The following is a 21,753-nucleotide window of genomic DNA, read 5'->3' as shown; positions in this document are numbered from 1 at the left end:
CGTTTTGAAAGTATTTCGCTCCAAAGATACAAACGGGAATGGTTTTTAGTCAATTTGAAATAAAAAGCTGAAAAATTAAACATACCAAATCATTCCCAGCCTAAACCCAAAAATCTGCCAACAATTCCAAAGAATATTTGAATACATTAAGCGCGATTGCGTATGTTTGCACCCAGAATTGGTTCTCGATCCTTTTTCAGGCTCTCGGGATTAAATGGGAATTCGGTGAAACACCGATGCTGTCCCCGCAACTGTAACCTCTTCCCGATCGCTTTCGGGAAAGCAACTTACCTCCTCCATTGCCATTGTTCGTCCCGGTCACTATCGGGAGAGGACGAGAAGGCCGGTAAGTTCAAGGAAGCCAGGAGACCTGCCTCTTCTAATCAAATTCAAAGCTTTCGGGTGAAAGGCTGAGATGAAAAGAAAATGTTTCAGAAGCTGGTATTCCACAATTCTCCTGTTCTACTTGAAGAATCTTCCGTTTTTGTGACATGATCCATTCTCTCAATTTTATTCCACGAATGACTTGAATTAAATAATCGGTTTTCATTATTTAATTTCAAAGGCATTGCTATTTCTAAGCCTCTTATGTGCTACTTCATTTTCGATTGGAGTAGAAACTTCTTTATTGGCTCCCCAAGATACGGTGGAGCTGAAACTGGTGGAAGTTTACTCTGCCCCACTTGAGAAATACAGCTTTGGGCAAACACTACAAACCTTGAATTCAAGGGATTTGGAAGATTTCAATGGGCAAGCCTTGGCAGAGTTGCTGCAACAAAGAACCGGATTGTTCCTCAGACAATATGGTCCGGGGATGCTAGCATCGCTGACGATGAGAGGCACTTCTGCGGGCCACAATGCTGTCTTTTGGAATGGCCTCCCTATCAACAGTCCATCGCTTGGGCAGGCAGATTTTTCGATATTGCCAGTAGGTGGATTTGATGAAGCTACCGTACATTATGGCAGCAGCGGGGCACTGTACGGGTCAGACGCCATCGGCGGAGCCATTCACCTCAACAACAAAAACAACTTCAACAAAGGACACCAAACCAAAATCCTCAGTACGCTGGGAAGTTTTGGCAGATGGAATCAGCAAGTTGAATATGCATATTCGAACAAAAATTTCTCAACCAGATCTCGGGTTTATAGGAATTTCTCAAAAAACAACTTCAAATTCAACAACCTGGCAAGAGCAGGAAGTCCGGAGGAGAGACAAAAAAATGCTGAAATTGAGCAAATCGGTGCTATGCAGGATTTGGCTTGGAATCTCAGCGAGCATCAGCAACTCAGTACATCTATTTGGTGGAATCATACTGACAGGCAAATCCAACCGGTCATGGGTTCCAATGACAGAGATCATCAGATAGACAGAAATTTCCGGGCTGTAGTTGACTATAACAGATTCTCCTCTACTACTGTCTGGAACATCAAAACAGGAGTCATACTAGATGAATTGAATTTCAATGGTGGCAGCAACAAAACCTCCCAATACCTGCTATCAACTGATGTGGATTGGAATATTTCTTCCAAAGTCAAATCAAAATCAGGAGTCAGATTCAATCATGTAAGAGGGAATCTGAGCAGCTACGAAGCCACCGACAATAGAATTGAACTTTACCAATCAGTCAATTACATTCCCCAATCGGATCTTGCGTTTTCTTTCAATCTAAGACAATTGATCTACGATGGTGATCTTGCCCCATTCACCCCAAGTATTGGTTCGGAATGGACATTTTTCAAAAATGACAAAAACAACTTGAGCACCCATGCTTCTGTATCGAGGAGTTTCAAAATCCCAACCCTGAATGATAGATTTTGGGTACCGGGAGGGAATCCAGACATAGAATCAGAGGAGAGTATCAGTGCCGAGCTCGGATTCAAACAAGAATATACAAGCAATGGATTCAGACTAAGCAACCAAATCAACCTATACAGCATGTGGGTGGACAATTGGATTGTTTGGCTACCAAGAGGAGGTTTTTGGAGTCCAGAAAATATCAGGGAAGTGAGAAACCAAGGCTTGGAATACTTCGCCACTGTGACGAAGTCCTTTGATCAATTCCAAGTTGAATTCAATGGCAGTTACAATTACACCCTTGCCACGATCCTCAAAACCATATCTGAGAATGACAGGTCAAAAGGAAACCAACTTCCCTATACTCCCAAGCATAAAGCACAGGGGAATCTTCGGCTTGCCTACAAAACCAACTCCGCATTTATCAATTCGCACTGGATCGGTGAAAGGTATGTCAATACGGACAATATTTCATCTGTACTGCCTTATGGGATTTTGGATGTAGGATTTAGCAAAAAACTTGAATTCATCCCAAAAATAAAAGCAGCCATAGGCTTTCAAGTAAACAATATTACAAACAACGACTACCAGGTTCTCAGACTAAGAGCCATGCCTGGAAGAAATTATCTAATCAATATTAATTTAACACTATGAAAAATTTTAGACTATTAGGCTATTTGTTCGCCCTTTCATTGTTCATCTACTCTTGTGACAGCAGTAGAGACGAGCGTCCTTTGGGCGAATATGAGAAGGGATTATTGATCATCAATGAAGGAAACTTCAGTTCCCGTGACGGAGATATCAGCCATTACAACTTCAACACAGGAGACGTCCAACAGAATATTTTTGAAAAAGTAAACAGTAGACCTTTTGCAGGAATAATACAGGACATTGTTGAATTCGAAGATTACTTTTACCTTGTTGCCAATACTGGGAAAGTTGAAATTGTCGATAAGATTACCTTTAAGAGCTTGGGTTCTGTAGGTGGAAATACAGAAGACAATGAAAACCCTGAATTGATCCAGCCAAGATCTGCCATAGTAGCAGACAACAAAATATACATCGCTGACCATGGTCCTTATGATGATAGCTGGGCAAATCCAGAATCATATATAGCAATCGTCAATGATAAAATGGGCGGTGATGTTGTGGAAAAAATAGAAACCTCCAGTCGTCCTGAAAAATTATATAGGATCAACAATGACATCCTTATCGCATGTACTGCCGCCAGAAAAATCGATGTGTTGGGAATCGGAGACGATGCTATAAGTAAAAGCATTGAAATCCCAGGTACCCCTGCCGAATTCTTGGAGTTTGACGGAAAATTGCTCCTTTTTTCCAGAAATTCAAACACGGTGTTTTTCCACGAAATCAACAAAAGTGACTACAGTATCAGCAATACAACAGAAATAAGCATTGCTAACCCAACTTCAAATATTGCCCTTGGTGAGAATGGTGAAGCATATATTATCACAAGAGATGGCAGCAATAACTTGGTAAGTAAAATCTCCATTTCTTCAGGTCAAGTCATCAATGCCAATTTCTTTGAAGGAAGTAGATTTTATGGTATAGGATATGACAAAGTTGACAAATACGTCTATGTTGCAGACAACAACGGATTCCAAGGATCTGGTACTGTCATGGTCATCAACCAAAATGGTGAAGAAGTAAAGAAAATAACCTCAGGAGCAGCTCCATCAGGTTTTATATTTAGAAGATAAATGAAAAAAATCAAGATTTCCATGAGTTGGTCAGGGGGCAAAGACAGTGCTTTTGCCCTCTGGGAACTGATGAATGATCCCCGATTTGAAGTAAGTAGGTTGCATACCACCTTCGGCGAAGAAAGCCGAAGGGTGGGCATGCATGGCATCCATGAATCCCTCGTAGAAAAACAAGCAGAATCTATCGGAATGACGCTTGATAAGATCTACTACCCTGCAAGTGGTGACAACAAGGAATATGAAACAGCCATCAATTCCTATCTCGACACCCTCAAAACAGAGGGAATAGAAACCATTGCCTATGGGGACATTTATCTGGAAGACCTGAAAGCTTATCGAGAACAACAACTTTCCAAAAGAGGCTTCAACGCTATTTTTCCACTTTGGAAGAAAGATACTGCCCAAACTGCAAGGGATTTTATTGCAACTGGTTTTCAAACATTGATCTGTGCGGCAGATGCCAATTTGATAGAAGAAAAATGGGTAGGCGAAGTGTTTAATTTGGACTTTCTTAAAAGCTTACCTGACAAAATAGACCCTTGTGGAGAAAACGGTGAGTTCCATACTTTTTGTTATGATGGCCCAATTTTTCAGCAACCTATAGCTATCAGCAAAAAACAGACTATCAGCAAATCTTATCATTTCAAGACAGAAGATGGCAAGGAGGTTGAGAAGAAATTTTGGTTTGCAGAGTTGGTATGATTTTTTTTCAATCTTTGTCATTATCCTAATCCTCCAGCTGAAGCAGGAGGGAATTCAGCAGGAGGGAACCCTACTGAAGGAATTCCTTTGAATTGGGATGGTACTTTAGCCTATACTGATGAATTTTTGTTCCTTTTTATTGGTCTTAGCCGAATTTCTTTTCTATGTATTGATATAGGGGACATGTTCTTTGAATTGGGATGGTGCTTCAGCCCATCCCTATAGATATTGATTCATGCCTATTGGCTTTAGCCGAATATTGTTTCTAATGGAATTTAAGATATCAGGGCTACGCCCCGATAGGATTGGCTACATATTCATTATCTACGAAGATTACAGGGCTATCGCCCCTTTCTACTTATACTTATCAAAAACAGTTCGTGCCAATACCTTTGAAAAATAATTTCATTATTTATTCCTCTTGGGAAAGATAAGTGGCCAAAGTGACAACAATGCAGGTATTAAAAACAAATAATGCCCATCATGGTCCAAAATATCATATTGAAGACTAACTAATGTGGCAATGATTAAAAGAGCACAAACAATGGCAAACAACCTGTTATTTTTCATAATTCAACTGTGTTATAAAACTTAATATGAAAATACTGGAAATTTCAAATCTCTAAATGACTCTAAAAAAAACACTTTTTAGCTGACGTAAGTGAACTTTTAAAGACCAGTAATTAAACAAAAATATTCCCTCAATTGGGATGGTGCTTCAGCCCATCCCTATAGATATTGATTCATGCCTATTGGCTTTAGCCGAATATTGTTTCTAAGGAATTTAAGATATCAGGGCTACGCCCCTTTGGAGTGGGTAAATCAGTCTGTAGTGATTAGAAATCCCCCTATTTGTTAATTACGATTTGTAAAATAGCCAATACAAAGGTATGATATGAGTGATCTAAAAAGTGAAATTCTCAAAGAAATTTCACCTTTGATTTTTTTGTCTTTTTTTCATAACCAGTTCAACTAACCCCATAATTATAAGTGCTGGGAAAATAAAATATCTAGCCAAAGTTTTGTCATAGAAAAAAAGGGCTAAGGTCATAAAGCTTAGATTTAATCCATTAAAGTAAAAAATGTATATTTGTAACACGAATGAATACAAATAAACACAAATGAACACATCTAAAAGAAAAACAACATCACTAAGGCTTAGTGACTCAGTCAGAGAAAAGCTTGAGTACCTTGCAAAAAAAGAAAATCGAAGCTTGAACAATCTAGTAGACACCTTGCTTGCGCAAGTACTTGGATTGAGGGAGTCGGGTGAGGAGCATGAATTACCTGAAGATTTTCATAAAGGGATCACAAAAAGTGAACTAATGAAAGGTATAGAGGAGGATTTGAAAAAAATCTATCATAAATGACAGTGCTCTTCCTTCCTGAAATCAGGGCATACTTTGAAGAGTTGTCATTAATTCTTTATGAAAAGGAGTACTTCGGCTTTTTCGAAGATGCATACCGTTATGCTGATGATCTTTTTGCCGAAATCGAAAAAGATTTACCGAATAAATCCAAAAAACTTGCGCCAGAGTATTTCGAAAAGTATGGAAAAGGAATGCATTATACTTCTTTCAAGAGAAATAAGAATACAACTTGGTACGTGTTCGTCAATAGTTATAGACAAGATCAAGAAATGTTCTACTTGGTCCGATTTTTAAGTAATAATCATCGAATAGGAAAGCATTTGTGACTTAAAGTTGGCTAAGGTTTTCGTAATTGTTTTTTTTTAAAATACCCTATATTGTTAGGAGTCTAACACCTGTTGGTCAGTAACCACGGATGTTAATTCAGGAATAATCGGATTAAAATCATTCGAAGATTTCCCTTCCCAGGTTTGAAATCCAAGAAACTATCCTAAAAAGAATTTCTCAATGAAATTCAGCCTTGATTTTTTTGTCTTTTTTTCATGGCTAGCTCAATTAATCCCATAATTATGAGTGTTGGGAAAATAAAATATCTGGCTAAAGTTTTGTCATAGAAAAAAAGGACTAAGGTTATAAAGCCCACGATTAATCTTGGTATCAATTTAATTGTGCTGTTTTTATACATATTTTTTCATTTAATACCACTAAGTTCTAGTCCATCCATACTTGACCTCCAGTAGGTGCGTAGCATAAACCTATACCTACGTTATTACAGGGAATCTACTCTTCTCTTTTTGCACTGATTGAATAAATGGTGTATCCTAAAAGTGGAATATAGAATAATTGCCATATATTAAATCCAACCGTGATTATTGAACCTAACAAGCCAATCAAAGATATTATAACCAGAATTTTTCCCATAATTATCCCATACATTTCCCTGCAAGGGCTATTGTACCTGCTGTAATTCCTGCTCCCTGAGCTGCTAAACCTAAAGTTACACCTCCTGTTAATGGTACAGACAACGACCATGAAAATAAAAGTAGTGCCCCACCAACAGCACCAACGCAATTCCAATTGGGACCAGAACCTATCACCATTTCCATCCTTTCAATACTTAACTCTCTCATAACAAATTTATTTGGTTGATAATTTATTTAATAATACAAGTATAATTTAGGACTGATGAAATAATCTTTCACCGAATCAACTTTTTTCGAAAAAAAAAAACACAACTTTTTTCATCCTTACAATAACATATATCCTTACCAATTGTCAACCGCAAATCATCAATTATCATATAGACCATTCTTTTGGAAACACCAATGGTCTTGGTCAATTTGGAACATCTACTTCTTCTATGATTCTTTTATGGGGGTATTTTTGGAAAGTGCTAAAAATCAAATATCCTGAAAAAAATAGGCTGTCTCATAAGTAGAAACAGCCTCTAAAAAGATGATAGGCTAATCTTAAAGATTTATTAAGAGTAATGAAAATTTCTATTTTTTTTTGTCAGTAACAATTCCTTTTAAAATGACCAATTTTAAAAGGAAGATTTTTTCCCTTTATTAATAACATAAAGAATTGGAACTAAGACGATAATAATCAATCCATACCATTTCATATCCTCAAATGTACCATTGGAAAACAGCATTAAGTAAATTCCATATGTCAAAAAGAATATCAGTGATACAAAATTTATCGTTTTTCTCATAGATTTCAAATAAAGGAAGTTTAATCTTATTCTAACGTTGTTAATTACAGAAATTGCCACACTGTCACGTCCTGATTTTATTTGACACTTTTTCTTTATAAATTAAGGAAGTTTAACCCTGCCTGCAGCAGGCAGGCACTTCGTGGTTTTTATCTGTCATGTCCTGAAAATAGTTGACACTTTTTGTATTGATTTCTCTATATTTCCGAGAGGCATTTCAGGCATGTTGTCTCTCTCGCTTCTTGCCTCTCGCTTCTTGTATCTTGTCTCAAATCCTATATTGCACATCTCAAATTTTCACTTTACTCGTATCGACACTTTATCTTCTTCAAGTCCTTCGCTTCTTGCCAAAAGGGTAACAGTGCCTTTGGCCCTTTCAGATTGGACGATCACCAAGCACATTCCATTGAATGCTTTTCTAAAAGGTGATTTGAAAGATTCGAGGCTGGCTTGGTAACCATTGTCCACCCCTACGATTTTTCCCGGACCGGAAATTTCAAAGTTGATCAGATTGGCTGCATCAGGAACGAGATTTCCCTGTTCATCCAAAACCTTGATCTTGATAAATGACAAATCCTTGCCATCTGCATCAATCTCTGTTCGGTCTGCAATCGCTTCGATTTGATGTGCTGCACCAGCTGTATGGATTTCTTTTTCCAAGACAACTTCACCATCTTTTTTACTGACAGCTTTAAATGTTCCTTTTTCAAAAGGGATCCTCCACATCACATGGAGATCATCTCCCTGTTTTTTCTGCACACCAACTGATTTGCCATTCAAAAACAACTCCACTTCATCGGCTTGGTTGTAATACGCCCAAACATCCACCAACTCTCCTTCCTTCCAGTTCCAATGTGGAAAAATGTGCAAAACAGGATCTTTTGTCCATTCACTTTGGTACATGTAATAGGCATCCTTCGGAAATCCCGCCAGATCGACAATCCCAAAATAAGAACTTCTGGCTGGATAAGGGTATGGAATAGGTTCGCCCAAATAGTCAAATCCTGTCCAAACAAACAAGCCTGCCATGTAGTCCAATGCCTTGATCGTCTTCCATGTCTCCTCATGCGTACTTCCCCAATAGGCAGAAACATGATCGTAGGCTGAGACGGCATATGCATCATTCCCAGTTTCCAAGGGAATATCATGTGCTTCGGGCCACCTCATGGTTGAGTCTGAAGGCATCTGATAAAATCCCCTTGTTGCCAATGCGGACATGTTTTCACTTGCAATAATAGCCTCTCCGGGAAAGGTTTTAGAAAAATCAGCGTACGCCTCATGCTTGTAATTGAACCCCAAAAGATCCAATGCTCCGGATTGATAGATGAAATTTTTCTCTGGTTCATTTTCAGTCAGTGCAGCTGTCACTGGCCTGGTTGTATCCAAGGCTTTGACAATGTCAGCCAATTCTTTGGTAATCACCAAACCTGTACTGTCAAACTGTTCCCTGATTTCATTTCCTATACTCCACATCATAATGGACGGATGATTCCTATCTCTTTTGATCAAATCCTCCAAATCCCTTTGATACCATTCATCCCAATCTTTGTGGTAGTCTTCTTTTGCTTTTCTCTTCTTCCAGGCATCAAATGCCTCATCTTGGACAATGAACCCCATCTGGTCACATAGCCTCAGCACTTCTGGTGCCGGAGGATTATGGGCAGTTCTGATGGCATTTACACCCATTTCTTTCAAAATCTCCAACTGCCTTTGAATTGCGCGGGTATTTACCGCTGCACCCAATGCACCTAAATCATGATGCATGCAGACCCCCTGGATTTTCATCGAAACCCCATTCAAGGAAAACCCTTTTTGTGCATCAAACTCAAAATACCTGATTCCCAATGGTGTGCTGTAAACATCCACTTTCTGGCCATTTTGATATACCTCGGAAATCACTTCGTACAGATAAGGATCTTCTACCTTCCATAGTTTTATGTTTTCAATCTGAAAACTATGTTCAATTTTTTCATTTTGTCCAGCTTTGAGATTCCCTGTAGATTCGTGTTTTGCAACTTCTTTGTGATCTTTATCCAAAATCCTCGAAACAAGTGAAAATTCACCTTCTTCCTTGGAGGAATTCTTCAACTGTACAGCCAAGGAAACCATCGCCTGCCGATCATCTATCTCCGGTGTAGTCACGAAAGTCCCCCAATGATCTACATGCAACTTGCCGGTAGCCACCAACCTTACATTTCTGTAAATCCCCGAACCAGTGTACCATCTTGAATTTGGCTGAGCTTCATTGTCAACTTTCACAGCAATCAGATTCTGGCTATCTCCATAGACCAAATAAGGTGACAAATCGTATTTGAATCCAATATAGCCATTGGGTCTTTTTCCCAAATAGTGGCCGTTGATCCAAACTTCACTGTTTCTATAGACCCCATCAAATTCTATCCAAACTTCTTTTTGTTCATAGTTTTCAGGAACTGAAAAAGCTTTTCTGTACCAGCCTTTTCCAGCTGGCAATGCCCCCCCCTGAGGTGTAGTGGGATGATCCTCACTGAATGAACCTTCAATACTCCAATCATGCGGCAATTCCAACCCCCTCCAGCCAGCATCATCAAACCCAATTTCCGAAGCCTCAGGAAAATCTCCCAAACTGAATTTCCAATCCAAGTTGAAATCAGTGACTTCCCTTGGATTCTCTTCTGAACTGCATGCTGTCAGTAAAATATAATTGAATACCACAAGGGCGAATAAAAATTGATAGGCAAACTTTTTCATAGAAATCGCTTTTTTGAATACATTTTATTTTGATAGTTGAAACCTTAACATTAATTACATTTCAAATAATGATATGCTAATAGATGTATATCGATAAATATCTTAATATCAATCAATATCAGTATCCATATTTTATTTATCTAACTGTAATAAGAGGCAAAACTTCATTTAATTATATTTCTTATTGAAACTCAATTGTAGATAATTTTAGACCTTTGAGACCTTCTCCCGACAGGATTATTTTATAATCTCCGGCATTGATACTTGTCCCTGATGTGGTATTCAGAATCCGCCATTTCTCGTCTGCAACAGGAAAAGTCAGGGTGTCATCACGCATGATGGTGCCATTTGCAGCCTCTATCCTGAAATTGACCGAAATCGGCTTATCCGTCACATTCATGTAGCGGTAGCGGATCAAATAAGTGCCAGCAAGTCCGGGATAAACATTTACCGCAATGCTGAATTCCGAATCATCAATGATTTCAATATGGTCTTCCTTTCTAAAATTGCCTTTTGAATAGCCATCTCCATCAAGGATTGCTTCTTGGGCTTCGACTAAAATAATCGGTCGGGACTCTTCCCCCTCTCCCATCTGATATTCCGGAACAGTCACCATATTGTACATATATCCCGCACCTGACCCTATCAGAGAGCCAAACGGCACTGCTTCTCCTGCTTTGAATTTTTTCACCAAAACTTTGAAAACACCGCCTTTTCCATTCGTGGCTGAGCTTTCCTCCTTTTCATAGCCTTGCAACCATACCGGTAGATTTGTACACATTGAATCAATCAACACATATACCTTACTATCTTTCAGAGTTTCAAAACTCCCTTCAAACTTTTCATTGAGCAAGCTTTGGGAAGTTTGGAGCCAATCCGCTCCATAGAGTTCATAAGGCAAGCCTGAAAATGTAAATTCTTGATCCAAGAATTGTGGCTGTCCAGTGTCTAGCCATGAATTGATTTTCAACAAATTCTCTGCATTGGAACTTACTTGCAATGAATGCATGGTGCGGGTTGAAGCCTTAGCTGGCTTTTGATTGGGGTCATCAGTTGCGATGGCAATGCCTGAGATTACGGCCTGACCAGCCAGAACTTCGGGAAAATCAATCACTATTTCTCCAGAATTGACTTCTACCTTGACAGTTTTTTTCAATGCATGGTCATGGCCTACTTCTGACCAAATGTCCAAATCATCCAAAACTGTTTCTCCATTGACCGCCACATCAAAAACCCTCCAATCTCTAGCTTCCGTACTACCCCCAGTTCCATACCAAGGTTCTACAAAATACAATTCAATCCAATAAGTGCCATTTTCGACAGGAAACTGGTATTTCAACTTATCTCTCCCAAACCTAAAGCTCTGAAACAAATCCCAATCTTTTGTTCCTTGGATAGGGTCAAAAGTCCTTCTTTGACTTGCGTAAAATGAAGGCAAACCTTCAAAATCATCCGTCCAAGATATTGAACCCCAAGTATTATCTCCATTCAATGCTACGTCTGCTTGCCAAACTTGCCCAAAAACATCTGTGTACTCTGGTCCGCCACTATTGACCCTGTACAGATAATTTTGGTTGGAATCTCCTTTTAACAAGTCTCCATTTTCCGGAAATAGCTTATCAAAATTCGGCGATTTGGGTAAATGATGAAGTACAATCACATCCTCTGCCACGACTTTTCCATCTACATAACCTTTGGCTAGTAATACATTGTACTCAATATTGACCTGATTCCATTGGAAGTTTTTCCCCAATCCAGGATGTTCTAGTTTGCCAAGGCTTGCTCCATCTATATCATTGAATAGCTCCACTTGATCGCAGTTGGAGAAAACGACCAAGCTGTCCTTCATTCCTGGAGAGTCCCATCTGTCAGGCCAAGTATGGGATACGATGTAAACCATCGGTTCTGTGTCTTTCGGAGCATAGGATGCCCTGTACATAAAATAGGCATCCAAAGGCTCTTCCCAAGGAGTCACCAACCCTTTGTAATTGATCGGTCCAACCCGATCTATATCCCTGAATCCTTCTCCATTTTGGATCCTTCCAGGGTTTTCATGTGAATTATACAACCATTGGAATTGTCCTGCCAAATTCTCTTGGTGTGATTCTGCCAAGCGGATCTTGGATTGCATCAATTGGTAAAAGCGATCTTCGCTGTAAATACCGTTTTGGTCAAATGGTCCACTTGTATGTAAATCCAAAGTTCTCCAAGCTCCATATTCACCATTGAGAATTTGCCTACTGAGCTCCTCGCCATACTTTTCTGGGTCTCCCCCATAAGTTCCAGACCAGTTTTGCACCACATTCCAATCAGTTCCTTCGCCACCATTGCACGTGGTTACAAGTCTTTGGGAGGAAGTCGTCGGATCCATTTCCCTGATGATCGCTGTGCATTCTTCTGCAAATGATTTGGGTATGGTACTTTCATTCTGCAATCCCCAAAGCACTACGGAAGGACTGTTCCTTCTTTCTTTGACCCATTCCCGGAGAAGCTTCTTGAAATTCTCCCTGAAAGCGGGCGTGTCATACCAAATATGTGCTGAAAACTGTGTCCAAAAAAGAATCCCCCGCTTGTCCCATTCTTCATGGTATTGCATGTGATGTGGCTGATGCGCATCCCTGAAAGCATTGAATCCTGCTGCAACAATTTGCTCAACCCTCGAAATCACCTGCTTCTCCGAAAAAGCATGGCTGTTGCCAATCAAATGCTCATACTCACAAGTTCCATTGATAAAAACAGGTTCATCGTTCAGGTAAAATCTATTGTCATCCCCTTCCCTGCCGATTGGCCAACTTATCCACCTGATACCATAAGGTGTTTCCAACAAATCAATGATTTTGTTTTTATCCTTGATCTCAGTGACCATTTTGTATAAGTATGGGTTTTCTGGAGACCATAACTCTGGATTTTGAAATTCAGGCAATTCTTGTTTGATTGTAACCAACTCGCCTTGCTGCAAACTCACTTTAGATTCCACCCTTTTCACTAACTTTCCATTCGTATCTAAAAAACTATTCATTACCGTGTAACTCACCGGTTTTTCGCCATAGTTTTTTAGTTCCGTGGTGACATGGAGTTTTGCCTTTTCTCTATTGGTTTCGGTATCATTCCAAATGTGAACACCAAAAGGCTCAATCCTAACCGGGTCAGTAATGACCAAGGTCACAGGTCTGAAAATCCCTAATGGTTGTGAACCTTCAGAAAATCCCCATTCTCCCGAGCAACCACCACAAACCCACGGAAGATCGGCAATCATGGCTGGATGGTCAGCTTTCACCGCCAGTGTATTTTCCTTTCCAAACGTAGCTGCTTCGGTTATATCTACTGTAAAAGTTGTTCTGCCTCCTGCATGTTCACCGACTTTGATGTCATTCACCCACACTGTGGCGTAAGAACCAACACCTTCAAAAAACAAAAAATACCGCTTCCCTTTGTCTTTGTTTTCAAGCGTGAATGTTTTGCGATACCAAGCAAAGCCATGCTTGTTGCCATGCTTCATCCGGCGGTAGCCTTCGTATTGATCCCAATTATGGGGTACGTTTACTTGCTTCCATTCTCCATCTTCAAAATCAACATTCTCGAAACCATCATCTTTTAGATCGACAAGCCCTGTAGAGCTAGTTTTCCAATCTTGATTGAAGTCCACCATTTTTCTTACTTGCTGACCATAGGTTGGACTTAGCAAGGCAAAAGCTAAAAGGAGGGTTTGAAGAAAAGTTTTACCAGAGAATTTTAACATGATATTTTTATGTTGAATTAATCTAAAATTTTAGATTTTGCATGATTGTATGCTTTTTAAAATCGATTTAACCACTACGATCACAAAGGAGGCACGGAGGACACGAGGGGGCTAGTTTAATATATTTAGTTCCTTGTATTCTTTGTGCCACTTGTGGTTAAGTTATCAGTTACTGAGTTATTTGTTAATTGAGGAATTCAGCATTGTAAATTCCTCGGAGGGCACCAAGGCAGCACGGAGGAAAAGAGGTGCTATAGTTTAAATTCTTTGTGTCCCTTGTGAAAACCTTTGTGTTCCTTGTGGTTAATTTTCTAGTTTTTCAAATTGTAAAGCTACATCCCAAATACCAACCTACTTTTTCCTATTCGACCAATAACTTAATCACCTAATCACTTTCTCCTAATTAACCATTCCTAAATCAACAACCTATTCAACTCCCAATAATTCAAGATGTCAGGGCTACGCCCCTTAAACCCTGCGAATCCCGCTTCATCATACGAAGAAAGGTGGGCTACGCCCCCAAACAACCAATATAACTGATGACCAATATCCAATTAACCCTACATTCGAACTCTTCCCTTAGGGGCGTCAACTCTGATCTCTTATTTCGATGTCCAAAAGGCACTTAGCTGATTTTACCACAGAGGGCACCAAGGTTACATGGTGGACACAAGGTGTTTTTGTTTATTTTTTTTGTTTCTTGTGCCCCTTGTGAAAACCTTTGTGTCCCTTGTGGTTAAGTTATCGGTTACTGAGTTATTTGTTAATTCAGCATTGTAATAACCACGGAGGACACCAAGGTTACACGGAGGACACGAGGTGTTTTTGTTTATTTTTTTATTTCTTGTGCCTCTTGTGAAAACCTTTGTGCCTTGGTGGTTTACATTTTGTTTGTATTTAAGATATTCGCCAAGATCGATACACCTAACCCAATATTTCAAGATGTCAGGGCTACGCCCCTTAAAATCAGCATACCTACATTTTTCTACGAAGATATATGGGCTACGCCCCTGAATTTCTCCCAACTTATTTAATCTCGAATCAACCAATCAACTTAATCACCTAATCACTTTCTCCCAATTATCCAATCACTTTTCCCCTTTCAATAGAAAACCCAATCAATGGATACTTTTTCAGAAGCATCGATAAGTCCTGCATCTCTTGGTTCAATGACAGTTGCTGCATCTATAAACCCGAATACTAGCACCATTCCTTTTCCCAAATTCAATTCATGCTTTCCTGCTTCGAAATTGTAAGTATGGAGATTTACCCTGGGTAGATTTTCCAATTCAATGGCATTCATCACCACAGGTTCGGCTTGGCCCCGGTCATTTCCTGCTGCATCTGTTTCCAATTTCGGTGGTGATAAAAACCCTTTGCTATCGGTATTGAAATAGCCCACTACCAATTTCACAGGTTTTTCTGTTTGGAATTTCAAGCTGGTTCCATGTTCTTTTTGTTGCGCAGGATCCAATACAAATGCTTCAAAATCCTTTAATTCATCAGCCACTCTGGAAACAACCATCTTTTCATTTCTGGATAGATTTTGACCAGAATTTATTCGGACTGTTTTTCCCAATTCTTCTTCCCATTCCACTGCAACTTTTACCCATGGTGTAATATCCTTTTCATCCACTTCCACAGAACCAGTTCTCTCCAGTAATTCTATGTTTCTTTTCAAATTCCCCAACTCTGATTGGTAGTGCGGCAACATTTCTTCCCAAGTAATATGTTTACCTTCATCACCACCTATGGGAATTCTTCGCTGGGCTGTTTGCATGCTGTTGGCGTAGAGGTAAGTACCCTTGGTCATTTCCACCAAATCTGAAAAATGATCTACACTGCTCTCCAAATAAGGAACAGCTTCTTTTAAATCTCTCAAATCCTGGGAATAACTGTATTTTAAGACTTGCAATGAAGCCTGGACTTTATCATGGAAAAAGTCTGCAAATGCCTTGTAAGAATAAATATCGTTCTTCAACCTCTCGAATTCTGCATTGTCCTTGGAAACCAAAGGTGCTGCTTCATTGATCGCATCGAAGGCTTTTTGCCCATGGGATTTTACTTCTTCGATGATCTGGGTTGGGGTTTCGCCTACATGCGCTTCATTCTCCCACTCCTTTCTGGCATATTCTATCAAAATTTCTCCTTCCGGACCGCATGATTCGTAAAAGCCCGGATATACCCTCCATTTATAGGGATTCACCAGTTGGCTTGCAAACATACCTAACAAAAGCGTTTGCCGATTTCCCTCGGTGATACCAAACCTTCGAAGCAATTTTGGGGAAATCTCACCAGTTTGTTCATAAGCTTCAAGGATAAACCTACCTGCTTCCTTGCTGCCATATTTCTCACCCAATTGTATAGACCAATAGTCAATTTCATCCGTTCTTTCCCGCTGATGCTTCCAAGCATATCTTGCCCAGGCCTTGTACCAAATCCAATCCCTGTCTATTTGCTTGAGCCTTCCATCTACCTTATCAGCGGTATAGGGCCAATCCCAATAAGATGCCTGAGGATAGAGATGTAAGGCATTGGCTCCATGGACTTCATGCATGGCTTTGACGCTTTTTTGGATAAAATCAGGAGATCCATATCTAAAAGGCTCTAGGTTTGCCAAAATGTGGACGTTGGAAATATGGATAGATCCCGATTCACTGAGATCTTTATGGATCTGTGACCATGGTCCTCGTGGTTCATAAGTAGTGAGGGATTCTCCATTGTACTTATGCATGGTGTAGAGGTTTTTGTAGATTGGCAAGGCATGTTGCATCACCAAAGGTGCATTTGTATCATGCGCCCGCAAAATAATCGGAGGCTCCTCAGTCATGCCTAATGCTTCCAAACCATCCTGAACACCGGGGATAACTGTTTCCGTAAACCATTTGATATCATTCTCCTCCCCTTGCATGGCTTCGCCCAAAGCAACCAAAAGCCCGACATTTGGGTACTTCTCGATAAATGCTGCTATTGACTTTCTCGTATAATCTGACACCAATGGGGTAATCGGTCTGTTTCTATCTTGCGTAACAATATCATGGTGCTCCGCAAAAGGTTTGGAAACAATGATGTTGTAGAACATCTGGATTACCCAAACCCCTCTTTTTTCAGCTTCTTCGGTGATAAATTTGAATATTTCCTCATTCTTTTTGAAAGTTTCCTCATCCACTTCCATTGCATAAGGGTAATCTTCCAATTTGACCAAAGAGGCAAAAGGATGTCCGTTCCACAGATAAAGGGAGTTCATCCTGTTTTCAACCAACATGTCCAAGTAGTCAATCCAATGCTGCTTGTCATAAAACCATGGGAAATTCTCCTCTGTATAAGGATATTCATAAACCTTCCTTCCCGGCAAATACTCCATTTTCTGAACACCAATCACACTTCCGCGAAGTACCATCTCCGGTTGGTCGGTGTAATCGGAGGAAAAATCAATTTCACCTTGTTCATGCAATTGATCGACAAGCTCCATCATTCCATACAAAATCCCCGAACCATCTTTTCCACTGACAAGTAGCTGTTTTCCATTCCCAGAAAGCATAAAACCCTCCTTGCCAATTTCTTCAGCTTGGTCATTTATGGTACTGGCTGTCGTATTCAAAAAATCGATAACCAAAGGATCATTATGGTTACCTACCACAACCTGTGGCCTGTTCAATGATGGATCAAATTCGTTTGCTTGACTGACATGAAATCCACCTTCTGAAAGTGCGCTCGTCAACCTTTCGATACCGTACAACACTTTCACATCGGCATCTTTTGAATATACCAAAACGATATCCTTCTTGCCTCCACAGGATAAAAGCAACAGGATAAGGACCAAGAAAGTACAATAGTTTTTCATGATTTGGTTATTTTGGGTAGAGGTCTTTAGTAAATTGGTTTAATTATGAAATTTTCAGACCCCTTGGTCTGTGAGGACACAGACCAAGGGGGAGAAGATTCTAAACAGATTCTTGTTGGAATACCGACTTCATGTATCGGGCATTGGCACCGTAATTTCCTTTTACATTTCTGACATCATTGACATCACGGGAGCGCTCAATGATCAACCAGCCTGACCAGCCCATTTTATCCAAAGCACGCTTGATTTTTGGCATGTCCAGCTTGGGATTATTTTCTATCCAAACCCCATCTGTGTCAGAGCAATGGATCTGAGCGATGTTTTCTTTACCCAATATTCTCAGTTCCTTAATGATATCCCTTTCATTTTTGATGGCATTGGCAAAATTGAAACTGCTTTTTATAGCTGGACTGCCAATTTCTTTGAGAAAAGCTCGCTCTTCCTTTGCATCAAGGGATGTTTCCACAGCGATCACTTTGTTTATTTTTTTGGCTTTTTCACCCGCTTCTTTGAGTCTTTGGATGACCCTTTCCCGTAATCCGGGTTCTTTCGAAAAATCCGAATCCACACCAAGTGGCAGATAGGCAATCTCAATATCCATTCGTTCCATGGTCGTCAAAGTATCATCAACCATCAGGGGAACGGTCGGTCTATTGGCAAATGACTGCCCATAAAATCCTGACATAGCAATGGAGGAGATTGCTATGTTTTGGGATTTGGATTCCTCCAAAAACTGTCTGACATTTTCAGGGTCATTCAATTTGGAATCAAATGTATCCCTAGCCCCCAATCCACCCATATCCAACTGGATTCCATCTGCCCCGATTTCTTTTGCCAAAGCAAATGCGCCAAGCTTTTGCCTCTTGAGGATCATCCAATCACATACTGCTATCTTGTACCGATGATCAATAGCAACAACAGAACGAGCTTTTGTAATCAAAATGGGAGAAAAGTAACCTGCCATCCCGATGAGAAAAAAACGTCTCAAAAAATCCCTTCTTGGATTTTTTGGTGACAGGTTACTGATCAGTTCTTCTGGGTTCAATGCTTTAATCTTCTTCATGGATAAGTGGTTTGTCTGATTCTTTCTTTTCGATACCAGGCCAATCAAGGGATTCTATTTTCTCCTTGTTCAACTTGCTAGGATCAATTTTCACATATTTTATTTTTTCCCTTCTCCATGTATATACTGCATGGACCAGTCCATCGGAACTTTGGATAATGGATGGATAGGAATATTGGCTGATGTCCGAGTCTTCCAATATCAGGGATGCTTCCCAATGTACACCATCCGAAGATTGGGAGATATTCAGAGGGGTTCTTGGTCCTTTGGCTTCCTCTCCCGGAGGCAATACATGATTGTATATCAACAGATGTCTTCCATCCTTCAAAGTCACAGCATCAGTTCCCGAGTTGTTGTTTGGCAGGGAGGTCAATTCAAGCGCTGTCCAAGTTTCCCCGTAATCTTCCGACCAGGCAGTAGCGATTCTTCTACTTTTTGTCCTGCAAAGGATTTGTAATTTTCCATTTCCATGGTTGAGTACACTTGGTTGGATAGCATTGATATCTTCAGCTCCTTTATTAAGCGGCCCTATCTTCCTCCATGTTTTGCCAAAGTCATCAGTCACTTCAAAATGTATTTTCCAACCATTCCCTTCAGTACTACTGGCATTTACCAAATTCCCGTTTTCCAACAAAACAGGCTTGTTTTTGACTGGTCCAATGTAACCATCGGGTAGTTTTTCCGGATTAGACCAAGTCTTTCCATGGTCTGAGGATGACATCAACATGCCCCACCATTCGGAAGGTTTGGGACCTATTTTATAAAAAAGCAATAGTTCACCATTTGGGACTTGAAAAAGTACAGGATTCCAAGTTGGATAGCGTAAAGTATCATTGATCATACCATTGGCAACTTCCACAGGAGTAGTCCAGCTTTCGTTTTCATGACGGCTTACCCAAATCCCTACATCTGGATGCCTTTCATGTGTACCTCCAAACCATGCAGAGACAAGGCCATTGGGTGTTTCTATAATGGTAGCTGAATGACAGGAAGGAAAAGGAGCTTCATCATATATAAACTCATCTGCCAAGATGCCAGACCTCCAATCTACCTCTGAATCATCTTGACATCCAAACAAGACCATGATGCCCAAAAACAAAATTGCTACATTGAAAGACTTTGACATAATGTATTTTAATCTTAAATTCATCTAAAATATTATTCTAAGGGATTTCAAGTTATAAAGTACATGTTTTGATGCTATCCTGTACCTCCCCGTGAATGCAGATTCTTGGATTTTTGTTGGTAAAAACATGTACAATCGATTGCACAAATTGTTGGTTCAAAAAAATATAGAAGTAGATTTAAAGCAAATTTAAAAAACCACAACAATTGAGGGTAAAAATAAAACTGTACCGAGTTTTATATCAAAACAAACACCAATATTTTCAATAAATAAACAGAAACAAACATTAATTTGCTTTATAAACCAATATACGCTATAAAACAGATTCCGTTCACATAAAAAAAATATTAATCTTTTTATAAGAAATAGAAATACCATAAATTGTAATCGATTGCACAATCTAACAAGAACCCAAAATGATATTGACCTCAAATATAATCAGAATCGATCCAGATTCACGGGTACCAAAATACCAGCAAATCGTGAACTCAATAACAGAAAATATTGAGAAGGACTATTATATTATAGGAGAAAAAATTCCCTCAATCAATGAAATCAGCGAAGACTTGTACCTGTCGCGTGATACCGTAGAAAAAGCATACAACCTGCTCAAAAAGAAAAAGATCATCGTTTCGGTAAAAGGCAAAGGTTATTATGTAGCTCAGAACGTTTCGCACAAACAATTGAAAGTACTTTTTTTGATCAATAAATTGAGCAATTACAAGCTCCAAATCTACAATTCATTTATCGCAAGTTTGGGAAGTGATGCGAGTATAGAACTGAAGCTCTATCACTGCGATGCCAATATATTGTACAATCTATTGCAGGAGAATAAGGCAGCCTACGATTATTATATAGTAATGCCACACTTCAAAGATGAAAACAACCAACATCAGAATGGGAATGAACGGGTGATCTCCGCATTGAATGAAATACCGAAGGATAAATTGATCCTAATGGACAACCTCATCCCTGCTTTGGGAGAGGAAGTGGCTGCAATCTACCAGGATTTCAAATCCGACATCTATGATTCGTTGGAAGAGGGAATAGAAAAGCTGAGAAAATATGAGAAAATCATCCTTGTCTATCCCGAAAATGCGGTATACCCATATCCCCAGGAGTTAAAGCAAGGATTTGTGCAATTTTGTAGATCCAATGATTTTGAGTTTGAGGTAATCTCCACCATCTACCCGGAAATGGAATTTGGATGCTCTGATGCATACATCACCATTGAAGAAAATGATTTGGTGAGCCTGATAGAACAGGTTAGGGAACATAACCTCGAACTGGGAAAAGATATCGGAATCATTTCCTACAATGAATCCCCATTGAAAAAGCTATTGAGAATCACGGTGATGTCCACCAACTTCCAAGCTATGGGCGAAACGGCTGCCTACATGATCAAAAGGAAAAAGTCAGATGTTGTCAGAAATGTGTTCAATTTTATTGACAGAGGTTCGGTGTAGGGTAATTACATTCGTGTCCTTCTTTCAAACGCTCAAACTTTCCTATAAATAGTTAATAATTTATATGTATATACGCTTTCTTGCCAGTAGGTCTATAAAATATCCGCAACAACTGTTATACCCAACTTGTTGACCGTAGTCTGTTGACGGTTGACGATTATCCGCAACATTATGCCTTACTTATTTCCTTACTGGCAAAGTAGCGGATAATAATTTAAATGTAATGGAAAATAGTGGAAGGGAAATAGCAGGTTTAATGTCCAAATTTTTCCATCATTATGCCTTCTACACGATCGATTAATTCTGTTTTCAGAAGATTGACATGGGAAAAATCTTTACGTCTAAGGATAGCTCCATAAATTGACTCGGAATCAGGAATATTAATTTCGACGTGATCGCAAACGTATTCGTCAGAAACATTTCCATACCACTTCTTATAAACCTGAGTTCGATTGTTATCACAAAGTCAAAATCAATAAAAAC

At 39.6% G+C, this 21,753-nt stretch carries 13 protein-coding genes and 1 riboswitch; of the genes, 7 read left to right on the top strand and 6 right to left on the bottom strand.

Features of this window, described 5'->3' with window-relative positions; all coding sequences use genetic code 11:
- Nucleotides 1-162 precede the first annotated feature (162 nt).
- A riboswitch (cobalamin riboswitch) is annotated at nucleotides 163-392 on the top strand.
- A 176-nt stretch (nucleotides 393-568) separates the two neighbouring features.
- The 6 genes from ACFSKL_RS19435 to ACFSKL_RS19410 all read left to right on the top strand — a co-directional run bounded on the left by ACFSKL_RS19435 (nucleotide 569) and on the right by ACFSKL_RS19410 (nucleotide 5,914).
- On the top strand, nucleotides 569-2,449 hold the full coding sequence (locus ACFSKL_RS19435; RefSeq protein WP_376888523.1) for a TonB-dependent receptor: 1,881 nt from the start codon (nucleotides 569-571) through the stop codon (nucleotides 2,447-2,449).
- Nucleotides 2,446-3,516 carry a YncE family protein gene (locus ACFSKL_RS19430; RefSeq protein WP_376888522.1) on the top strand — a complete coding sequence of 357 codons (1,071 nt, stop codon included), beginning with the start codon at nucleotides 2,446-2,448 and terminating at the stop codon, nucleotides 3,514-3,516. The genes ACFSKL_RS19435 and ACFSKL_RS19430 overlap by 4 nt, the downstream gene beginning before the upstream one ends.
- A complete protein-coding gene (locus ACFSKL_RS19425; protein ID WP_376888520.1) occupies nucleotides 3,517-4,218 on the top strand; it encodes a Dph6-related ATP pyrophosphatase in 702 nt (233 codons plus the stop codon).
- 268 nt (nucleotides 4,219-4,486) lie between these two features.
- Entirely contained in the window at nucleotides 4,487-4,621 is a 135-nt protein-coding gene (locus ACFSKL_RS19420; RefSeq protein WP_376888519.1) for a hypothetical protein, read from the top strand.
- Nucleotides 4,622-5,339: 718 nt separating this feature from the next.
- Nucleotides 5,340-5,588, top strand: a complete 249-nt coding sequence (locus ACFSKL_RS19415; RefSeq protein WP_376888517.1) for a hypothetical protein — start codon at nucleotides 5,340-5,342, stop codon at nucleotides 5,586-5,588.
- Nucleotides 5,585-5,914 (top strand): hypothetical protein, encoded by a 330-nt coding sequence (locus ACFSKL_RS19410; protein ID WP_376888515.1) that lies wholly within the window; start codon nucleotides 5,585-5,587, stop codon nucleotides 5,912-5,914. Before ACFSKL_RS19415 ends, ACFSKL_RS19410 begins: the two co-directional genes overlap by 4 nt.
- 597 nt (nucleotides 5,915-6,511) lie before the next feature.
- On the opposite strand, the gene ACFSKL_RS19405 is transcribed toward ACFSKL_RS19410, so the two are convergent.
- From ACFSKL_RS19405 to ACFSKL_RS19380, 6 genes are all read right to left on the bottom strand, one after another.
- The gene (locus ACFSKL_RS19405; protein ID WP_376888513.1) at nucleotides 6,512-6,718 is read right to left on the bottom strand and encodes a hypothetical protein; all 207 of its coding nucleotides are present in this window, start codon (nucleotides 6,716-6,718) and stop codon (nucleotides 6,512-6,514) included.
- A gap of 881 nt (nucleotides 6,719-7,599) precedes the next feature.
- Nucleotides 7,600-10,032: a beta-galactosidase GalB gene (galB, locus tag ACFSKL_RS19400; RefSeq protein WP_376888512.1), complete on the bottom strand. Its 2,433-nt coding sequence runs from the start codon at nucleotides 10,030-10,032 to the stop codon at nucleotides 7,600-7,602.
- A 181-nt stretch (nucleotides 10,033-10,213) separates the two neighbouring features.
- Nucleotides 10,214-13,771 (bottom strand): malectin domain-containing carbohydrate-binding protein, encoded by a 3,558-nt coding sequence (locus ACFSKL_RS19395; protein WP_376888510.1) that lies wholly within the window; start codon nucleotides 13,769-13,771, stop codon nucleotides 10,214-10,216.
- A 1,102-nt stretch (nucleotides 13,772-14,873) separates the two neighbouring features.
- Nucleotides 14,874-17,615: an alpha-d-galacturonidase gene (locus ACFSKL_RS19390; RefSeq protein WP_376888508.1), complete on the bottom strand. Its 2,742-nt coding sequence runs from the start codon at nucleotides 17,613-17,615 to the stop codon at nucleotides 14,874-14,876.
- Nucleotides 17,616-17,715: 100 nt separating this feature from the next.
- Complete coding sequence (locus tag ACFSKL_RS19385; protein WP_376888507.1) at nucleotides 17,716-18,678, bottom strand: sugar phosphate isomerase/epimerase family protein; 963 nt, start codon at nucleotides 18,676-18,678, stop codon at nucleotides 17,716-17,718.
- The gene (locus tag ACFSKL_RS19380) at nucleotides 18,665-19,828 is read right to left on the bottom strand and encodes a sialidase family protein (protein ID WP_376888505.1); all 1,164 of its coding nucleotides are present in this window, start codon (nucleotides 19,826-19,828) and stop codon (nucleotides 18,665-18,667) included. Before ACFSKL_RS19380 ends, ACFSKL_RS19385 begins: the two co-directional genes overlap by 14 nt.
- A gap of 392 nt (nucleotides 19,829-20,220) precedes the next feature.
- On the opposite strand from ACFSKL_RS19380, the gene ACFSKL_RS19375 reads away from it, so the two are divergent.
- Complete coding sequence (locus ACFSKL_RS19375; RefSeq protein ID WP_376888503.1) at nucleotides 20,221-21,270, top strand: GntR family transcriptional regulator; 1,050 nt, start codon at nucleotides 20,221-20,223, stop codon at nucleotides 21,268-21,270.
- Nucleotides 21,271-21,753: the final 483 nt, after the last annotated feature.

The organism is Belliella marina (genome assembly GCF_042682445.1).
Taxonomy (GTDB): Bacteria; Bacteroidota; Bacteroidia; order Cytophagales; family Cyclobacteriaceae; genus Belliella; species Belliella marina.
This window is presented reverse-complemented; position numbering and strand designations above follow the sequence as displayed.